This is a genomic window from Sporosarcina ureae, from assembly GCF_002109325.1.
Classification (GTDB): Bacteria; Bacillota; Bacilli; order Bacillales_A; family Planococcaceae; genus Sporosarcina; species Sporosarcina ureae_C.
In genome coordinates, this window is sequence record NZ_CP015348.1 from 3,119,011 (window position 1) to 3,136,111 (window position 17,101).

A 17,101-nucleotide genomic window follows, 5' to 3' on the forward strand; every position below is an offset into this window, starting at 1 on the left:
GATAGAGATCTAATATGAAGGAGGACTTCCATGCGATTATCAGAGCTGGCACAAAAAGAGCTGATACAAGTAGAAGAAGGTATGAGATATGGCTTTCTAGCAGAAACAGATTTACTTTTTGACCGTAAAACTGGAGCCATTATTGGATTTGAAATCCGCAAAAAGTTAGGAAAAACACTTTTTCGGCAAAAAGATCAGAATATTATCGAATACATTCCGTGGCATGAAATTGTGCTGGTAGGCGAAGATCGAATTTTATTTGGAAAAACGCATGAACTAAACAAAAAGGAGGTAGAAGGCTATGACTAAATGGCTTGTAGTAGGCACAGATCAACGGTTGCGGATAGCGAATGAACTATTAGTGGAATCGGGAATTGACAGTGTGTATATTTCAACGGATACCTTTGACGACCAGTTGAAGAAGATTCTGTTAGAAACAAAGCCAGATTGTCTTCTACTTCCGTTGCTGTCGATGAAACAAAGCATACCCGTCGACTATTTGAAAGAAGGCTCTTCTGTTTATTCTGGCAATACGTCTGCGGTATGGAGACAAGAGCTAGTTGAAAAAAGCATTCGGCATACTAATTATTTGGAAAAAGAACAGTTCATTTGGAGAAATGCTCAATTGACTGCAGAAGCCTTCGTCCATATTTTTTATGAGCAAACGAAGCGGCAAATTGCAGGTAAGCATTTTTATATTGCGGGATTTGGAAGGGTTGGCAAAGCAATTGCGCATACATTGCACCAATTGCAAGCTACTGTCACTGTAGTTGCCCGTTCAGAAGAACAGTTAGCAGAAGCAGGAGTACTAGGTTATAACACGCTGCAGCTGAATGAAACGACTATGTTCACAAACGGCTACTTAGTGAATACGGTTCCAGCCCAGTGGCTAGATATTAAACAAAGTGGTTCTGTGCCTGTTTTTGATGTGTCTTCAGCACCTGGGTGCCTAAAGCAGGGAGATTCCTCTGAATACTATACAATACACCTCAAATTGCCTGGGAAGCACTTTCCTAAGGACGCGGCAGCTGTCTTGGTTGACGCGGTTTTGAGAATGAGTATAGACGAAAGGGGAACTAAATGCTCAAAGGAAAACGAATCGGATTAGGAATCACTGCTTCACACTGCACGTATGACCAATTACTTCCAATGATTCATTCTTTACAAAAAGAAGGAGCGATCGTTGTTCCAATCATTACACATTCAGTCCTCCATGCTGCTACACGTTTTGGTACAGGTGAAGAATGGATCAAACGAATAGAAGAGGCGACAGGAGAGAAAGTAGTGACGAGTATCGTTGAAGCAGAACCATTCGGTCCGTCCAATCCACTTGACTGCATGGTTATTTCGCCACTTACAGGTAACTCAATGAGTAGATTCGCCAATGCTGCTACTGATTCACCAGTATTGATGGCAGCAAAAGCGACTTTGCGAAACGGAAAACCGGTAGTACTCGGAATTTCGACTAATGATGCACTAGGTCTCAATGGCATGAATCTTATGAAGTTATTAAATATGAAACATGTCTTTTTTATTCCGTTCGGTCAAGATGACTGTATAAAAAAACCGAACTCTTTAATATCGGACTTCTCATTACTACCTACTACTGTGGCTTCTGCAATAAAAAGCAAACAATTGCAACCCTTACTAATAATTCATAATAATGCATGAAAATAGATTTTTAAATACCGCAAAATATGTTATAATTCGTTCAATAACAATTAACGAGACGTGGACATTACCAACTGTCCCAAATAATACTTGTTAATCATTGAAAGGAAGATATAGATGAAGAATGTTAATGTTGCAATTGTCGGCGCAACGGGAGCGGTAGGAACAAAAATACTTGAGAAATTGGTGGAACGTAATTTTCCTGCAACTTCGATTAAGTTACTTGCATCCAAACGTTCTGCAGGCAATGAAATCAAAGCAGGTGGAAAAACGTACATTGTACAAGAAACGACACCGGATGCTTTTGAAGGTATTGACATTGCATTCTTTAGTGCAGGTGGGAGTATCTCTGAAAAGTTTGCACAAGATGCAGTGAAAAGTGGAGCAGTAGTAATTGATAATACAAGTGCATTCCGTATGGACCCTAACACACCGCTCGTAGTTCCTGAAGTGAATCCTCAAGAATTACAGAATCATTCAGGAATCATAGCGAACCCAAACTGTTCTACAATTCAAATGGTAGCAGCACTTAAGCCTATTAAAGATCAATATGGTCTTAGCAAGCTGATCGTATCTACTTATCAAGCAGTTTCAGGCGCTGGTGTTGAAGCAATAGAAGAATTGGAAGAGCAGAGCAAACAATTTGTGAATCGTAGTGAAATAGAAGCGGAAGTATTACCTTCGGCTTCAGCAAAGAATCATTATCCTATTGCGTTTAATGCAATTCCACAAATTGACTCATTTGACGAGTCTGGCTATACATTGGAAGAACTAAAGATGATCAATGAAACGAAGAAAATCTTTGGTGATCAAAATATGGCAGTTGCAGCTACATGTGTCAGACTTCCTGTTGTGTCTGGACATTCGGAATCAGTTTATATTGAAATCGATCAAGAGAATGTTACGGTTAAAGATATCCAGTCATTGATGGAAAATGCGCCGGGTATTGTACTTCAAGATGATCCAGCTTCACAACTATATCCGATGCCACTTTATGCAGAAGATAAGGATGAAGTATTTGTCGGAAGAATCCGTAAAGATCTGGATAACCCTAAAGGCTTCCATCTCTGGATAGTATCCGATAACTTATTAAAAGGTGCTGCACTGAACTCTGTACAAATCGCTGAGGCACTTATCAAATAAATCGTATAGGCGAATCAAGAATGCTAATGAAAAGGAATGATCTATGTGCAACTTGGAAATATAGGAACAGCAATGGTCACTCCTTTTTCTCCTGACGGTATGATTGATTACGCTCAAACAGCAACTCTGCTTGAGCATTTGATTGCGAATGGGACAGATTCTGTCGTCGTCAGTGGTACGACGGGTGAGTCACCCACGCTTACTGTCACTGAGAAGAAGGAATTACTGGATTTTGTAGTGAAAGTAGTGAATAAGCGTATACCTGTAATTGCAGGTACAGGGTCAAACAATACAGCTGAATCAATCGAGCTGACGAAGGCTGCTGAGCTATCAGGAGCTGACGGGATCATGCTTGTGACGCCTTACTATAATAAACCTGACCAAAAAGGTATGTATGCACATTTCTCAACGATTGCGCACGTTACGGCATTGCCTATTTTGCTTTATAATATTCCAAGTCGCTCCATCGTCAATTTGCTTCCTGAAACTGTTATAGCATTATCAAAAATCGATAATATCAAAGCGATTAAAGAAGCAAGTGGAAACTTAGAGCAAATGGCGGAAATCATTGAAGGAACCGCTGATGATTTTGAAGTATACAGTGGTGATGATGGATTGACATTACCTTTGCTTTCAATTGGCGGTAGGGGGATTATTTCAGTTTCTTCACATGTTGTAGGCAATGAAATGCAGAAAATGATCCAAGCTTTCCAAAATGGTAACACAAAAGAAGCCGCTGACATTCATCGTTCATTATTACCGGTATTTCGGGCATTGTTCTCAACACCGAATCCAGTACCCGTAAAATATGCGTTGGAAAAGATAGGCGTAGCAACGGGTGGTGTTCGGTTACCACTTGTTGAAATGGACGCAAGTGAAGCGGCAATGATTGACATTGCACTTGAAAATTTTGAAAAAAGAACACGGATTCTGTAATAAACAAAAGCCGGACGACCAATCCGGCTTTTTTTGTTTGTACAGAACACCTACTATCTCGTATAATGGGGTTTAGTCGTTGTGGGCGGGAATAGAATATAGGAGGAAACAATGTGACGAAAATACAAAATGAATTAATTAGAGTGATTCCACTAGGTGGAGTAGGAGAAGTCGGGAAGTCCATGTACGTCGTTGAAATTGACGATGAACTATTTATTATGGATTCCGGATTAATGTTCCCTGAAACGGAAATGCTAGGTATTGACTTCGTAATACCTGATATGACATATCTGGAAGAAAATAAAGATCGGGTCAAAGGAATCTTCCTAACGCACGGTCATGAAGATGCAATTGGATCAATTGCATACTTATTACAAAAAGTACAAGCACCTGTCTACGGTACAAAGTTGACATTAGCGTTAGCGAAAGAACATTTAAAGAAAATGCCAGCACCATCTAATGTTAGATTTTTTGAAGTGACAAGCAAAAGCCGCATGAACTTCAAGCGCACGCATGTGACATTCTTTTACACAACTCACAGCATCCCTGATTCTCTAGGGATTGTATTCCACACAAGTGAGGGCGCAATCGTCAATACAGGTGAGTTTAAATTTGACCAAGCAGCAAAAGGCAAATATCGCCCTGATTTTGCGAAAATGGCTACACTTGGTGAAGAAGGCGTCTTTATCTTGATGTCCGATTCCACAGAAGCAGAGCGTCCAGGTTATACGACATCTGAATCTGTGATTGTAAAACGACTTTCTAAAACGTTCCACGAAGCACAAGGTAGAATTTTAGTGGCGTTGTATGCATCTAACTTTATACGGATTCAACAAGTACTAGATCAGGCGGCAGCTAAGAAAAAGAAAGTTGCAGTTGTTGGTAAAAGTTTGGAGAGCTACTTTGAAGTAGGATTGAAATTAGGTTATTTACAAGTAGAAGAAGATGTAGTCATTCCAGTGAAAGACATGGAAAAATACGATGATCAAGATATCGTTATTATTGTAACGGGTAACCAAGGTGAGCCACTTGATGCTTTGGAGAAAATCGTTCGTAAACATCATAGAGAAATCAATATCAAAAGTTCAGATACGGTATTGATCACATTCACACCTTCTCCTGTCATGGAAACTTCCATGTACAAGATGATGAATGAACTAGCTAAAGCTGGAGCGACTGTACTGACGTCCACACGCAATGTACACGTATCCGGTCACGGTTCAGCTGAAGATTTGAAAATGATGCTCAACTTGATGCAACCGAAATACTTTATTCCAATTCAAGGTGAATACCGTATGTTAATTGCACACTCCAAACTTGCTCAAGAAGTGGGTTTACCTAAAAACCGCATCTTCATCGCGGATAAAGGAGACATCGTTGAATTCAAGAACGAAAAGCTTCGTATGGCAGGTAGAGTTCAGGCGGGCAATGTTTTGATTGATGGTATTGGTGTAGGAGATGTAGGAAATATCGTATTGCGCGACCGCAAGCTTTTATCACAAGATGGAATCTTTACAGTCGTTGTAACTTTGAATAGAAAACAAAAACGAATTGCAGCAGGTCCTGAAGTGGTATCTAGGGGCTTTGTGTATGTTCGCGAATCGGAAGAGTTGTTTGAAGAAGCGACGAAATTGATTACGAAGATTGTTGAGAAATATGTGAATAAAGAAACGTTTGAATGGACAAACATTAAACAAGAGATCCGCGAAACATTAAGTTCGTATTTATATCAGCAGACAAAACGTCGTCCGATGATTATTCCAATCATCATGGAATATTAATCTATACCGTTTGTTGACGATTTAAATAACAATTGGATTTCCATGCCTTCCTGGCTGGAAATCTTTTTTTCAGAAAGGGGGTTGGCAAATGGCAAAAAAACGAGCTAAAAAGAGAGCACCCGCTAAGAAAAAACAACAGAAAAATCAGCAAAGTCAAATGCAACCGCTCTGGTTTGAAATACTTGGTGTTGTATTGATTGGTATTGCGATAATTATGATCTTTGAATTCGGCATCATAGGCCAAGGTTTATCGGCATTTTCCCGATTTTTATTAGGTAATTGGTATGTAGCATTGCCATTTTTGATTATAGTGCAAGCCTTGATCTTTATGGTTAAGAGACAGATCGGTGGATATAAGCACCGAATAGTTATCGGCTGCTTATTTGTTTTAGGAAGCATGTTGCTATTCAGTCATGTACATTTATTTCAAACATTGTATGAAAGTAAAGTATTGATGTCGAATTCTGCACTTAAGGAAACATGGAAAGTCCTCATTACCAATGATGGGATCCATGATCAGACAGGGACGCTCGGTGGCGGCATGCTAGGCGCTGTGCTGTTCGCGATGTTTTATTCATTAGTGGATTCCTCGGGCGCTACTGTAGCGGGTGTGTTGCTACTGCTCATTGGTATTATCCTTTTGACAGGAAAAGCGCTGATTCCGTTTTTGGTGGAGCAAACACCTATCTTTATTGGTGATATAAAAAAGAAGTGGGCAGCTCGTGAAAAGAAAACTGTTAAGTCTCCTGAAGAAAAGAGAAAAGAAAGTGCTCGGACCAATAGGAAGAGTAAGCCTAAGGTAGAAAAGACTGCTGAAACGCAAACGGTTCAAGAGTATATTGAACCTGCTAGTGAACCGATTATTTCTAGTTTTACAGCAAAAATAGAAAAAGCCGCAGAACCGCAACATACAGAAGAATTAAAAACACAAGCAAATGAAGCACCTGCGATAGATCCTAAAGATCCTGCAGCAGATTATCCAGTAATGGGTGGAGAACAAGAAAATGAAGCGTATATTTTACCATCAACTAATCTACTAGAGCCCCCTGTAACAAGCGATCAATCTGGTGAATATGATTTGATTCAAGCGAACGCAAAGAAACTAGAGAAAACGTTCTTGAGCTTTGGAGTTAAAGCGCGCGTGACACAAGTCCATCTGGGACCAGCAGTCACCAAATATGAAATTCTGCCTGATACGGGTGTGAAGGTAAGTCGTATCGTTAGTTTAGCAGATGACATTGCATTGGCATTGGCGGCTAGTGGCATTCGTATTGAAGCACCTATCCCTGGTAAATCAGCGGTTGGGATTGAAGTGCCAAACAATTCTGTGGCAATGGTTAGTTTACGTGAAGTGCTCGAATCAAAAGAAAATAGTCCACCGGGTGCCAAGTTACTTGTAGGTTTAGGCCGCGACGTGACAGGACAAGCGATGATGACTGAACTTAATAAGATGCCACACGTATTAATTGCTGGGGCAACGGGTAGCGGTAAGAGTGTCTGTGTCAACGGTATAATTATGAGTATCATCATGCGAGCAAAACCGCATGAAGTGAAAATGATGATGATTGATCCCAAGATGGTGGAGCTGAATGTCTTTAACGGGATTCCACATTTATTGGCACCGGTAGTCACAGATCCAAGAAAAGCGGCCCAAGCATTACAGCGTATTGTGTCTGAGATGGAGCGTAGGTATGAATTATTCTCCCATACAGGTACTCGAAATATTGAAGGGTATAACAATCACATTGAACAATGGAATGAAGATCATGACGAGAAACACCCACGCATGCCGTATATCGTCGTCATCGTCGATGAGCTGGCAGACTTAATGATGGTAGCGTCAAGTGATGTTGAAGATTCCATCACGCGTCTGGCACAAATGGCAAGAGCCGCGGGTATTCATTTAATTATCGCTACACAGCGTCCAAGTGTGGATGTGATCACGGGTATCATCAAAGCAAATATTCCTTCTCGGATTGCATTTGCCGTATCATCTGCCATCGATTCACGAACTATTCTAGACGGTGGCGGTGCAGAGAAGTTATTAGGCCGTGGAGATATGTTATTCCTACCTGCTGGCGCTTCAAAACCGACACGTATACAAGGAGCATTTGTATCAGATGAAGAAGTAGAAGCGGTTGTGAATTTCGTGATCGAGCAACAAAAAGCTCAGTATCAAGAAGAAATGATTCCAACTGAAGTAGAAGTTGTGGCACCGCATGAAGAAACTGACGATTTATATGATGAGGCGGTACAGATGGTAGTAGATATGCAGACTGCTTCCGTCTCCATGATTCAGCGGCGGTTCCGTGTCGGCTATGCCAGAGCTGCACGTATTGTGGATCAAATGGAAGCACGGGGAGTCGTTGGACCGCCTGAGGGCAGTAAACCAAGACACGTACTACTCACTAAGTCTGAGTTCGAAATGTAAGGATTCATTCATCTTTATTTTGATTAGTCAAAGTTATTCGTGATTATGGCTAGATATTTCCTTCTACCTAAGTAAATGTTATAGTGAAGGTAGAAGGAAATTATCATTTTGGGCTATTGAAATAGAGTGTGACATTCAATAGTAAGCAGAACAGAAAGCGTTATCATACTATGTAACGTGCAAGGTAATGGAATTTTGAATAGTCTAATCAAATGATTATTTTTAAAACGAGATTCCAGATATAAAGTAATGTTGCGGGGTATAAGACGTATAGCGTCCTAACATAATACCAAAATTATCAAGGGGAGGTCATTATTGATGAAAAAAAGAAAGTTTGGTCTAGCAATGTCTTTGGTGCTAGCCGCAGGTACGATGTTAGCAGCATGTGGCTCTGACGATAAAGGCAAAAACGATGCAGGTGAAAAGCCAGCAACGGGAGATAGCGGTGAGAAAAGCGAATTCTCAGTTGCTATGGTTACTGACGTTGGAGGTATCGATGATAAATCATTCAACCAATCTGCATGGAAAGGTGTAAGAGAATTCGGGGAAGATCAAGGATGGGAAAAGGGAACTGGTGGATACGATTACCTTCAGTCAACTGGCCCAGAAGATTATACAACAAATCTAAATAACTTGGCTCGTCGTGATTTCAACTTAATTTACGGAGTAGGTTTCTTGATGGAAGATGCAATTGAAGATATTGCAGCTCAACAAAAAGATACTCAATTCTCAATTATTGATGGTGAAGTAGATGCTCCAAACGTAGCTAGCATCCTCTTTAAAGAACAAGAAGGAGGATACTTAGCTGGGGTGGCAGCTGGATTAATGACAAAGTCAGATAAGGTTGGTTTCATCGGCGGTATGGACAATCCTGTAATCGAGCGTTTTGAAGCTGGATTTCTTGAAGGCGTAAAAGCAGTGAAGCCTGAAATTAAAGTAGACTCAAAATATGTAGGTGCGTTTGATAAAGCAGAACTTGGTAAAGCTGAGGCAGGCCGTATGTATTCTTCAGGCGTAGATATTATTTTCCACGCTGCTGGTGGAACAGGCAACGGTGTATTCTCAGAAGCAAAAGAGCGTAAGCAAGCAGATAAAGATGCATACGTTTGGGTTATTGGTGTAGACTCTGACCAGTATGAAGAAGGTAAAGTTGGAGATGACAACGTTACACTAACATCTATGTTGAAGCGTGTTGACGTAGCAGTTAAAGACATTGCTGATCTTGCAATGGCTGGTAACTTCCCAGGTGGGGAAACAAAAGTATATGGTCTTCAAGATGATGGTTTAGGTCTTGCTGATTCACGTGGAGCGATTCCACAAGACGTGTTGGATCAAATTGATGAACATGCACAAAAAATTGCAAATGGCGAAATTGAAGTACCTGAGTTTGTAGAAAAGAAGAAATAAGGTCATTAAACAGATGAAGGCCGGTTTCATATCCGGCCTTCATTTCATTAAGTTAATAAAATAAAGGTTCTTAGTATTTGCTCTGGAACTTTTATTTTATTAATTTCTAAGATTAATAATAAAATATACTAAATAATATCGGCAGGCTATTTATTAATAAATAGCAACGCTTTCAACTTTTCATATAGGGGCTTTATCACGTATTATTGAAGATAAGAATTGTGTTGTTTTAATTTATTGAATTCTATTATGGGCAAGGAAGTGATTGGGATGGATTATGTAATTGAGATGCTAGATGTTTCAAAAAAGTTCGGGAATTTCTATGCAAACGATCATATTACATTACAACTGGAAAAAGGCGAGATTCATGCATTGCTAGGTGAAAACGGTGCTGGTAAATCTACCTTAATGAACGTATTATTTGGTTTATATCAACCGGATGGTGGCGAAATTCGTGTTCATGGCGAAAAAGTAGAAATCACTGATCCAAACGTAGCAAATGATCTAGGAATTGGGATGGTGCATCAGCATTTTATGTTGGTGGAGAATTTAACTGTTACCGAGAATATTATTTTAGGCAGTGAACCAACTAAATCAGGGATTATCAACATTAAGGATTCCGCGAAAAAAGTTGCGGATATTTCCAAGATGTATGGACTTGACGTTGATCCGTACGCCAAAATAGAAGATATTTCTGTAGGTATGCAACAACGTGTCGAAATTCTGAAGACGCTTTATCGTGGGGCAGATATCTTAATATTTGATGAACCCACCGCATCATTAACACCTCAGGAAATTGATGAATTATTGAATATCATGAAAAAACTTGTAGCAGAAGGAAAATCAATCATCTTGATCACCCATAAATTGGCGGAAATTATGAACGTTTCAGACAAAGTAACTGTCATCCGCAAAGGTAAAGGAATCGGTACTGTTATCACATCAGAAACGAATCCCGAAGAGTTGGCGACGTTGATGGTAGGACGTCAAGTCACATTTAAAACGGAAAAAGGTCCATCCAATCCGACTGAAGAAGTATTAAAGATAGAAAATCTACAAGTAAATGACTACCGAGGTGTTGCCAAGTTAAAAGGCCTTAACCTTTCTGTACGACGTGGTGAAATAGTGGGGATTGCCGGCATTGACGGTAACGGTCAATCCGAATTAATCGAAGCAATTACTGGATTGACGAAAGTGAAAAGTGGAAATATTTATATTAATGAAGAAGATGTAACCAATAAAAAGCCAAGAAAAATTACAGAGACTGGTATTGGACATATTCCTCAGGACCGTCATAAACATGGGCTTATATTAGACTTTTCAGTTGCATATAATGCTGCTCTTCAATCGTATTATCATGAACCGTTATCTAAAGGCGGTATTATGAATTATAAAGTTGTTAATAAAAAAGCGGAAGAACTAATCAAGGAATTTGATGTAAGGACTCAAGGTACACACGAATTAGCGAGAGCGTTATCCGGAGGAAATCAGCAAAAGCTGATCATCGGAAGAGAAGTCTTGAGAAATCCAGACTTACTGATTGCCGCATTACCAACACGTGGTTTGGACGTTGGTGCAATTGAGTTTATTCATCGTCGTCTGATTGAACAACGTGACAGTGGAAAAGCGGTTTTACTCATTACGTTTGAATTAGATGAAGTCATGAACGTCTCTGATAAAATCGCAGTTATTTATGATGGAACTATTGTAGGCACGGTAATTCCGCAAGAAACTACGGAACAAGCATTAGGGTTGATGATGGCAGGCCATTCAAAAGATGTTGCTGAGAAAAAGGTACTAGCTGCTACGAAGGATGGTGATGAACATCATGTCGAATAGAGTGATCAATATACTGGTCCCAGTGATTTCGATCTTTTTAGGACTCTTGGTAGGCGCGATCGTGATGCTGATCAGTGACTATAATCCCATCACAGGCTATATAGCATTATGGAATGGTATTTTTGGTGATTCTTATGCGATAGGTGAAACGATTCGTCAGATCAGTCCATACATCCTTGCAGGGCTTGCAGTAGCATTCGCATTTAGAACTGGACTTTTCAATATTGGGGTAGAAGGACAATTGATCGTAGGTTGGTTTGCTGCGGCTTACGTAGGGATGGCATTTGATCTTCCCAAAATCATTCACTTACCATTCGCGCTCATTGCGGCAGCAGCTGCAGGAGCATTATGGGGACTAGTACCAGGTATTTTAAAAGCTACATTGAAAGTACATGAAGTTATTGTCACTATTATGATGAACTATGTTGCCCTACATGTGGTTAACGCATTAATTAAAACACTTTCCGGTGGTGGATTCAAATTGGAGCGTATCCATGAATCAGCCTCACTCCGGTCAGAGTTCTTATCTAATCTAACGGACTACTCCACATTGCACTACGGAATATTTGTAGCTCTGGCTATGGTGATCGTCATGTGGTTCATTTTAGAGAAAACTAAAACTGGATTTGAATTGAAGTCTGTTGGGTATAACGAACACGCAGCGCGCTATGCTGGGATGAGCGCTAATAAGAATATTGTTCTCGCAATGGTCATCTCTGGCGCGTTCGCTGGACTTGGTGGTGCAATGGAGGCACTTGGTACGTTTGGTAACATGTCTTCAATGGGCGGCTTTACAGGGATCGGTTTTGATGGAATTGCCGTAGCCTTGCTTGGAGCAAATACGCCACTCGGTGTCATCTTCGGTGCTACGTTATTCGGTTCTTTGAAATACGGAGCGAATAATATGCCGAACGAAGCAGGAATTCCTGTAGAAATTGTTTCGATTATTATTGCATTGGTTATTTTCTTTGTAGCCTGCGGATACATCATCCGTGTAGGACTCATACGTTTACGTAATAAGAAGGAGGCGAAGTGACATGTTAGACGTATTATATTTCATCATACCTATAACAATTGCTTCAGCAGCCCCTCTTATTTTTACAGCAATTGGCGGTGTCTTCTCTGAACGATCCGGTGTTATCAATATCGGTTTGGAAGGTCTTATGATCATGGGTGCATTCATCGGTATTCTGTTCAATCTATTTTTCGCGGATACCTTTGGCGCTTGGACACCTTGGCTCGCATTACTTGTTGCTATGCTTGTTTCAGCACTATTTGCAACACTTCATGCAGTAGCTTCTATCTCCTTCAGAGCGGATCAGGTAGTTTCAGGTGTTGCGATAAACATGTTAGGTCTTGCCATTGCATTATTTTCCGTGAAAATGATTTTTGGTAAAGGACAAACAGATTTCATTCAACAAAAAATTCCTAGATTTAACGTGCCGTATTTGGAAGATATTCCGATTATCGGACCGATGTTCTTCAAATTAGTATATGGGTCTTCTATTATAGCGATTGCTACTGCAATTATCGCATGGTTCGTAATTTACAAAACACCGTTTGGTCTACGTCTGCGATCTGTAGGAGAACATCCTATGGCTGCAGACACAATGGGAATTAAAGTAACGAAAATACGCTATATTGCAGTTATTATTTCAGGTGGACTGGCGGGAATTGGTGGAGCAGTTTATTCACAGACCATCACAAATGATTTTGGGCATGCGACTATCAATGGTCAAGGGTTCATGGCTTTAGCTGCAATGATTTTTGGAAAGTGGCATCCGCTGGGTGCAATGGGAGCTGCGTTATTCTTCGGATTTGCCCAGGCACTTGCGATTAGTTCGTCAAGTATTAAGTTACTAGCTGATATTCCAGCAGTTTATTTCCACATCTTCCCTTACGTCTTGACTATACTAGCTCTTGCTGGATTCCTTGGAAAAGCAAAAGCACCGAAAGCACTTGGTAAGCCGTACGTTAAAGGAAATCGATAAAAGTTATAAAAGCTATCTGGAGACGCATACTCTTCAGATAGCTTTTCTAAGTTTGTTATAGAAAGTTTTTAGTTAAATGTCCTGAAAAGTCATGTGTAGATTTAAGATAAAGGCAAAGTACGCCTTTATTTTTAAGTCCTCCAGTGCCGATCGAGGCTAAACAGCGCTCTCAGCACTAGCAACATCCGGCTGAATGGTGGCAGCTGCTCGGATCACTTCAGATGTAAAGATAAAGGCAAAAGGCGCCTTTATTTTTACATCTTCCAGTGTCTGTCGCAGCTAAACGCCACCATCAGCACTAGAAACATCCGGCTTCGAGCGCCAGCCTCTCGGGTCACTTCGGCCTTAAAGATAAAGGCAAAGTACGCCTTTATTTTTAAGTCCTCCAGTGCCTATCGAGGCTAAACAGCGCTCTCAGCACTAGAAAGAGTTGTATCATTTTCCAAATGGCGGGCTTAAATGTATAGTGAGACTAGGATTACATATAATAAGGTAAACGAGGTGTTTGTATGTTCAATAAAACAAAATTACAAGATGGCGTACATTTGTATATACGGAAAACGGAACAGTTCAAAACGGTTAATGTGACAATTAAGTGGAAAGTACCACTGGATCAGCAGAAAGCTTCTGAACGTACGGTGTTGGCGAATGTGATGGAAAATTCAACGAAGCAGTACCCAACAATGAGTTCCATGCGCAAAGCACTGGACGAATTGTACGGTACGGTATTATTTACTGACGTTTCGAAAAGAAGTTCGCAGCATATAGTTTCGCTTTATACAGAGTGTGTAAACGATGAGTTTTTTGCAGGTGAAGATATCTTTAAGCAATTATGGCAATTAATTCGTTCTGTAGTGTTCGATCCTAACGTAACGAATAAAGCATTTGATCCGGATGTCACGGATAGAGAAAAACGCAATGTCCGCGATCGGATTCGTTCTATTTATGACGACAAAACGCGCTTCGCTCAGAAGCGCATGCTTGAAATCATGAGACCCAATCATCCTGCATCTATTTCTGCTTACGGCACAGAAGAAGCTGTATCTCAAATTACAAAGGAAAGTCTTTATACTACATATGAAGATATGATCAATAACGATTTGATTGATATTTATGTAGTAGGAGATGTAGATGAAAAATATATTATTGAGCAAATTAAGCAATTCCTACCATTTACTGCACGTGATGCAGAAGAGCAACTGGATTTACCTGAAGTAAAAGTGTCGGATTCAGTGAATACAATTAGAGAACAGCAAGATATGAAACAAGGTAAGCTTCATCTTGGATTCCATACGCCTGTTTCTTTCCATCATCCTGACTATCATAAGATGCAAATAACAAACGGTATTTTCGGTGGCTTCGCTCACAGTAAATTGTTCATGAATGTGCGGGAAAAAGAAAGCATGGCATACTATGCGAATAGTGCATTTGCTTCGCATTACGGTATAGTCTACGTCACAGCAGGTATTGATGCGGACTTAGAAGAGAAAGCTGTTAAACTAATTCTTGAGCAACTGACCTCACTACAGAATGGGGAAAGTACAGAAGTGGAACTGAATCAAACAATCGCTCTTCTTGAAAATAGTATTTTGAGCGCAAATGATTCGGCTCGTAGTCAGATTGAAATTTATGATCAATATAAAGAATTGGACGAGAACTTCACTGCAGATCGACTTATCGAAAAGTGGGAATCCGTCACATTGGAAGATATAAAGGACATGGCGAATACAGTTCAATTAGAAATTGTGTATTTGCTTTCAGGTAAGGAGGATGTTTCCGAATGAAAGAAGTAAATTTTGATCAACTACAAGAGAAAATCTACACTGAAACATTAGATAATGGTTTGAAAGTAGTTATTCTACCAAAGCGTGGATTTTCTAAAACATTTGTAACGTTCACAACAAAGTATGGATCTATTGATCGTACGTTCAAACCGCATGGCAAAGACGAATTTATCACAGTGCCTGATGGTATTGCCCATTTCCTTGAGCATAAGATGTTTGAAAAGGAAGATGGAGATGTATTTCAGAAGTTTGGCTTAAACGGCGCTTCTGCAAATGCTTATACTACATTTGGTAGAACTGCTTATCTGTTTTCTGCAACGAATAAACTAAAAGAAAATACAAAAGTATTACTTGACTTCGTTCAACAACCATACTTCACAAAGCAAACTGTCGATAAAGAAAAAGGAATCATTGCCCAGGAAATTACTATGTACGACGATCAGCCTGATTGGAGACTATATTTCGGTACAATTGAAAACCTTTATGAAAACCATCCCGTGAAAATCGACATTGCGGGTACTGTTGAGTCTATTCAGGACATAACAGCTGAACATTTATACACTTGCTATGAGACGTTCTATCATCCATCCAATATGTTGCTGTTTATCGTGGGAGCAGTAAAACCCGAGGAAATGATGGCATTTGTCAAAGAAGATCAAGCGCAAAAATCATTCGATCAACCTGAAGCAATCGAACGCCAATTCCCATCCGAATCAAAAGAAGTAGATGTGCCTGAACGTACTTTGACGATGGATGTTTCAAAACCTAAGTTGAATATCGGTATGAAATGTACCGAGACAGAGCTACAGGGCCAAGAAATGCTTGAAATGGAATTGTCAGCAAACCTCGTACTAGATAGTTTATTCGGTCGTACATCTGCATTTTATGAAAAAGCAAACGCGGAAGGTTTAGTGGATGAATCGTTTTCATATGAATTCTCTTTGGAAGAAGGATATGGTTTTGCAATGGTTGGTTCCGATACAGATGAGCCGGAGCGCTTGGAAGAATTAATTCGTCATACCATTAAAGATGCAAAAACAAATTGGCCAGTGCAAGAAGAAGATTTGGACAGAATGCGCAGAAAGAAAATCGGGCAATTTATGCGCTCTTTAAACTCCATTGAATTCATCGCTAATCAATATACACGATATGAATTTAATAATATGAATTTATTCGATGTGGTACCAACTTTAGAAAAACTATCAATGGATAAGTTAAAAAAGGCATTTGCCACTTTCTCTGATGACAGTAGCTATACAATTTTTAAAGTATTACCACCTAAGACTCAATGAACCAGTCAAGATTTGCACTTGTTTTAGGAGCATCTGGCGGCATAGGGGAAGTAATTTGTAAGCAACTGGCAGAAGCGGGATGGTCTTTGTATTTACATTATAATACAAGAAAACATCAGGTGGATGTATTGAGAACAGAGCTGGAAGAGATATATCCGGATCAGCAATTTCGCAGTGTGCAAGCTGACTTCAGAGTGGCTGAAGCCGCTGAAAAACTGGCAGCGAGCATTCTAAGCATTCAAGCGATCGTTGTAGCTAATGGTCAAGCTGTCGTAAAATTATTATCAGATACGAGCGAAATGGATATGTTGGAATTGTGGCAAGTTCATATGCAGAATCCAGCACGATTAATCGCGTTGTTATCCGAAAAACTGCGTAAGCATGAAGTTTCCTATATTACGTTTATTGGCTCAATTTGGGGAAGTGCAGGTGCAGCTGGCGAAGTAATGTATTCCGCAGTTAAGGGTGCACAGCATGCCTTTGTTAAAGCGTATGCGAAGGAAGCTGCATATTCTGGTATACGAGTGAATGCGATTGCGCCAGGATGGATCGATACCCGTATGAATCAGGAATTTACTGCGGAAGAGCGGCAGATGGTACTGGATCAGATTCCGCTATTGTCAGTCGGAACACCGCAGGAAATAGCGAATATGGTGGAATTTATGCTGAGTGGTAAAGCAGATTATATGACAGGTGAAATTATTCAAATAAATGGTGGCTGGTATATCTAAGGCCTTGGGAAAGGGACGATACGTGATGTCCTTTTCTTTTTTTCTTTTCATCACTCTAGCAATCCGCTATTATAGAACTAAGTGCAGACTTGTGC

14 protein-coding genes are annotated in these 17,101 nt (G+C 40.1%); all 14 read left to right on the forward strand.

The features are described 5' to 3' along the window. Nucleotides 1-30 precede the first annotated feature (30 nt). Nucleotides 31-309: a YlmC/YmxH family sporulation protein gene (locus SporoP32a_RS15280; protein ID WP_085428685.1), complete on the forward strand. Its 279-nt coding sequence runs from the start codon at nt 31-33 to the stop codon at nt 307-309. After that, the gene (locus tag SporoP32a_RS15285) at nt 302-1,108 is read left to right on the forward strand and encodes an NAD-binding protein (protein ID WP_085428686.1); all 807 of its coding nucleotides are present in this window, start codon (nt 302-304) and stop codon (nt 1,106-1,108) included. The genes SporoP32a_RS15280 and SporoP32a_RS15285 overlap by 8 nt, the downstream gene beginning before the upstream one ends. Continuing rightward, nucleotides 1,081-1,671, forward strand: coding sequence for a dipicolinate synthase subunit B (locus tag SporoP32a_RS15290; RefSeq protein WP_085428687.1), 591 nt, complete (start codon nt 1,081-1,083; stop codon nt 1,669-1,671). Before SporoP32a_RS15285 ends, SporoP32a_RS15290 begins: the two co-directional genes overlap by 28 nt. A 117-nt stretch (nt 1,672-1,788) precedes the next feature. Continuing rightward, nucleotides 1,789-2,814 (forward strand): aspartate-semialdehyde dehydrogenase, encoded by a 1,026-nt coding sequence (gene asd, locus SporoP32a_RS15295; protein WP_085428688.1) that lies wholly within the window; start codon nt 1,789-1,791, stop codon nt 2,812-2,814. Nucleotides 2,815-2,850: 36 nt separating this feature from the next. Further along, entirely contained in the window at nt 2,851-3,750 is a 900-nt protein-coding gene (dapA, locus tag SporoP32a_RS15300) for a 4-hydroxy-tetrahydrodipicolinate synthase (protein ID WP_085428689.1), read from the forward strand. Between the two features lie 113 nt (nt 3,751-3,863). Beyond that, nucleotides 3,864-5,531, forward strand: a complete 1,668-nt coding sequence (locus SporoP32a_RS15305) for a ribonuclease J (protein ID WP_085428690.1) — start codon at nt 3,864-3,866, stop codon at nt 5,529-5,531. A gap of 88 nt (nt 5,532-5,619) precedes the next feature. Next, on the forward strand, nt 5,620-7,962 hold the full coding sequence (locus SporoP32a_RS15310) for a DNA translocase FtsK (RefSeq protein WP_085428691.1): 2,343 nt from the start codon (nt 5,620-5,622) through the stop codon (nt 7,960-7,962). Between the two features lie 318 nt (nt 7,963-8,280). Then, nucleotides 8,281-9,369: a BMP family lipoprotein gene (locus SporoP32a_RS15315; RefSeq protein WP_085428692.1), complete on the forward strand. Its 1,089-nt coding sequence runs from the start codon at nt 8,281-8,283 to the stop codon at nt 9,367-9,369. Between the two features lie 270 nt (nt 9,370-9,639). Then, nucleotides 9,640-11,208 (forward strand): ABC transporter ATP-binding protein, encoded by a 1,569-nt coding sequence (locus SporoP32a_RS15320; RefSeq protein ID WP_085428693.1) that lies wholly within the window; start codon nt 9,640-9,642, stop codon nt 11,206-11,208. Then, a complete protein-coding gene (locus SporoP32a_RS15325; RefSeq protein ID WP_085428694.1) occupies nt 11,198-12,244 on the forward strand; it encodes an ABC transporter permease in 1,047 nt (348 codons plus the stop codon). The genes SporoP32a_RS15320 and SporoP32a_RS15325 overlap by 11 nt, the downstream gene beginning before the upstream one ends. Nucleotide 12,245: 1 nt before the next feature. Further along, the gene (locus SporoP32a_RS15330) at nt 12,246-13,199 is read left to right on the forward strand and encodes an ABC transporter permease (RefSeq protein ID WP_085428695.1); all 954 of its coding nucleotides are present in this window, start codon (nt 12,246-12,248) and stop codon (nt 13,197-13,199) included. Nucleotides 13,200-13,708: 509 nt separating this feature from the next. Further along, nucleotides 13,709-14,983, forward strand: coding sequence for an EF-P 5-aminopentanol modification-associated protein YfmF (gene yfmF, locus SporoP32a_RS15335; protein ID WP_085428696.1), 1,275 nt, complete (start codon nt 13,709-13,711; stop codon nt 14,981-14,983). Continuing rightward, a complete protein-coding gene (gene yfmH / locus SporoP32a_RS15340) occupies nt 14,980-16,275 on the forward strand; it encodes an EF-P 5-aminopentanol modification-associated protein YfmH (protein ID WP_085428697.1) in 1,296 nt (431 codons plus the stop codon). The genes yfmF and yfmH overlap by 4 nt, the downstream gene beginning before the upstream one ends. Beyond that, nucleotides 16,272-17,006 (forward strand): elongation factor P 5-aminopentanone reductase, encoded by a 735-nt coding sequence (gene ymfI / locus SporoP32a_RS15345; RefSeq protein ID WP_085428698.1) that lies wholly within the window; start codon nt 16,272-16,274, stop codon nt 17,004-17,006. Before yfmH ends, ymfI begins: the two co-directional genes overlap by 4 nt. Nucleotides 17,007-17,101 lie beyond the last annotated feature (95 nt).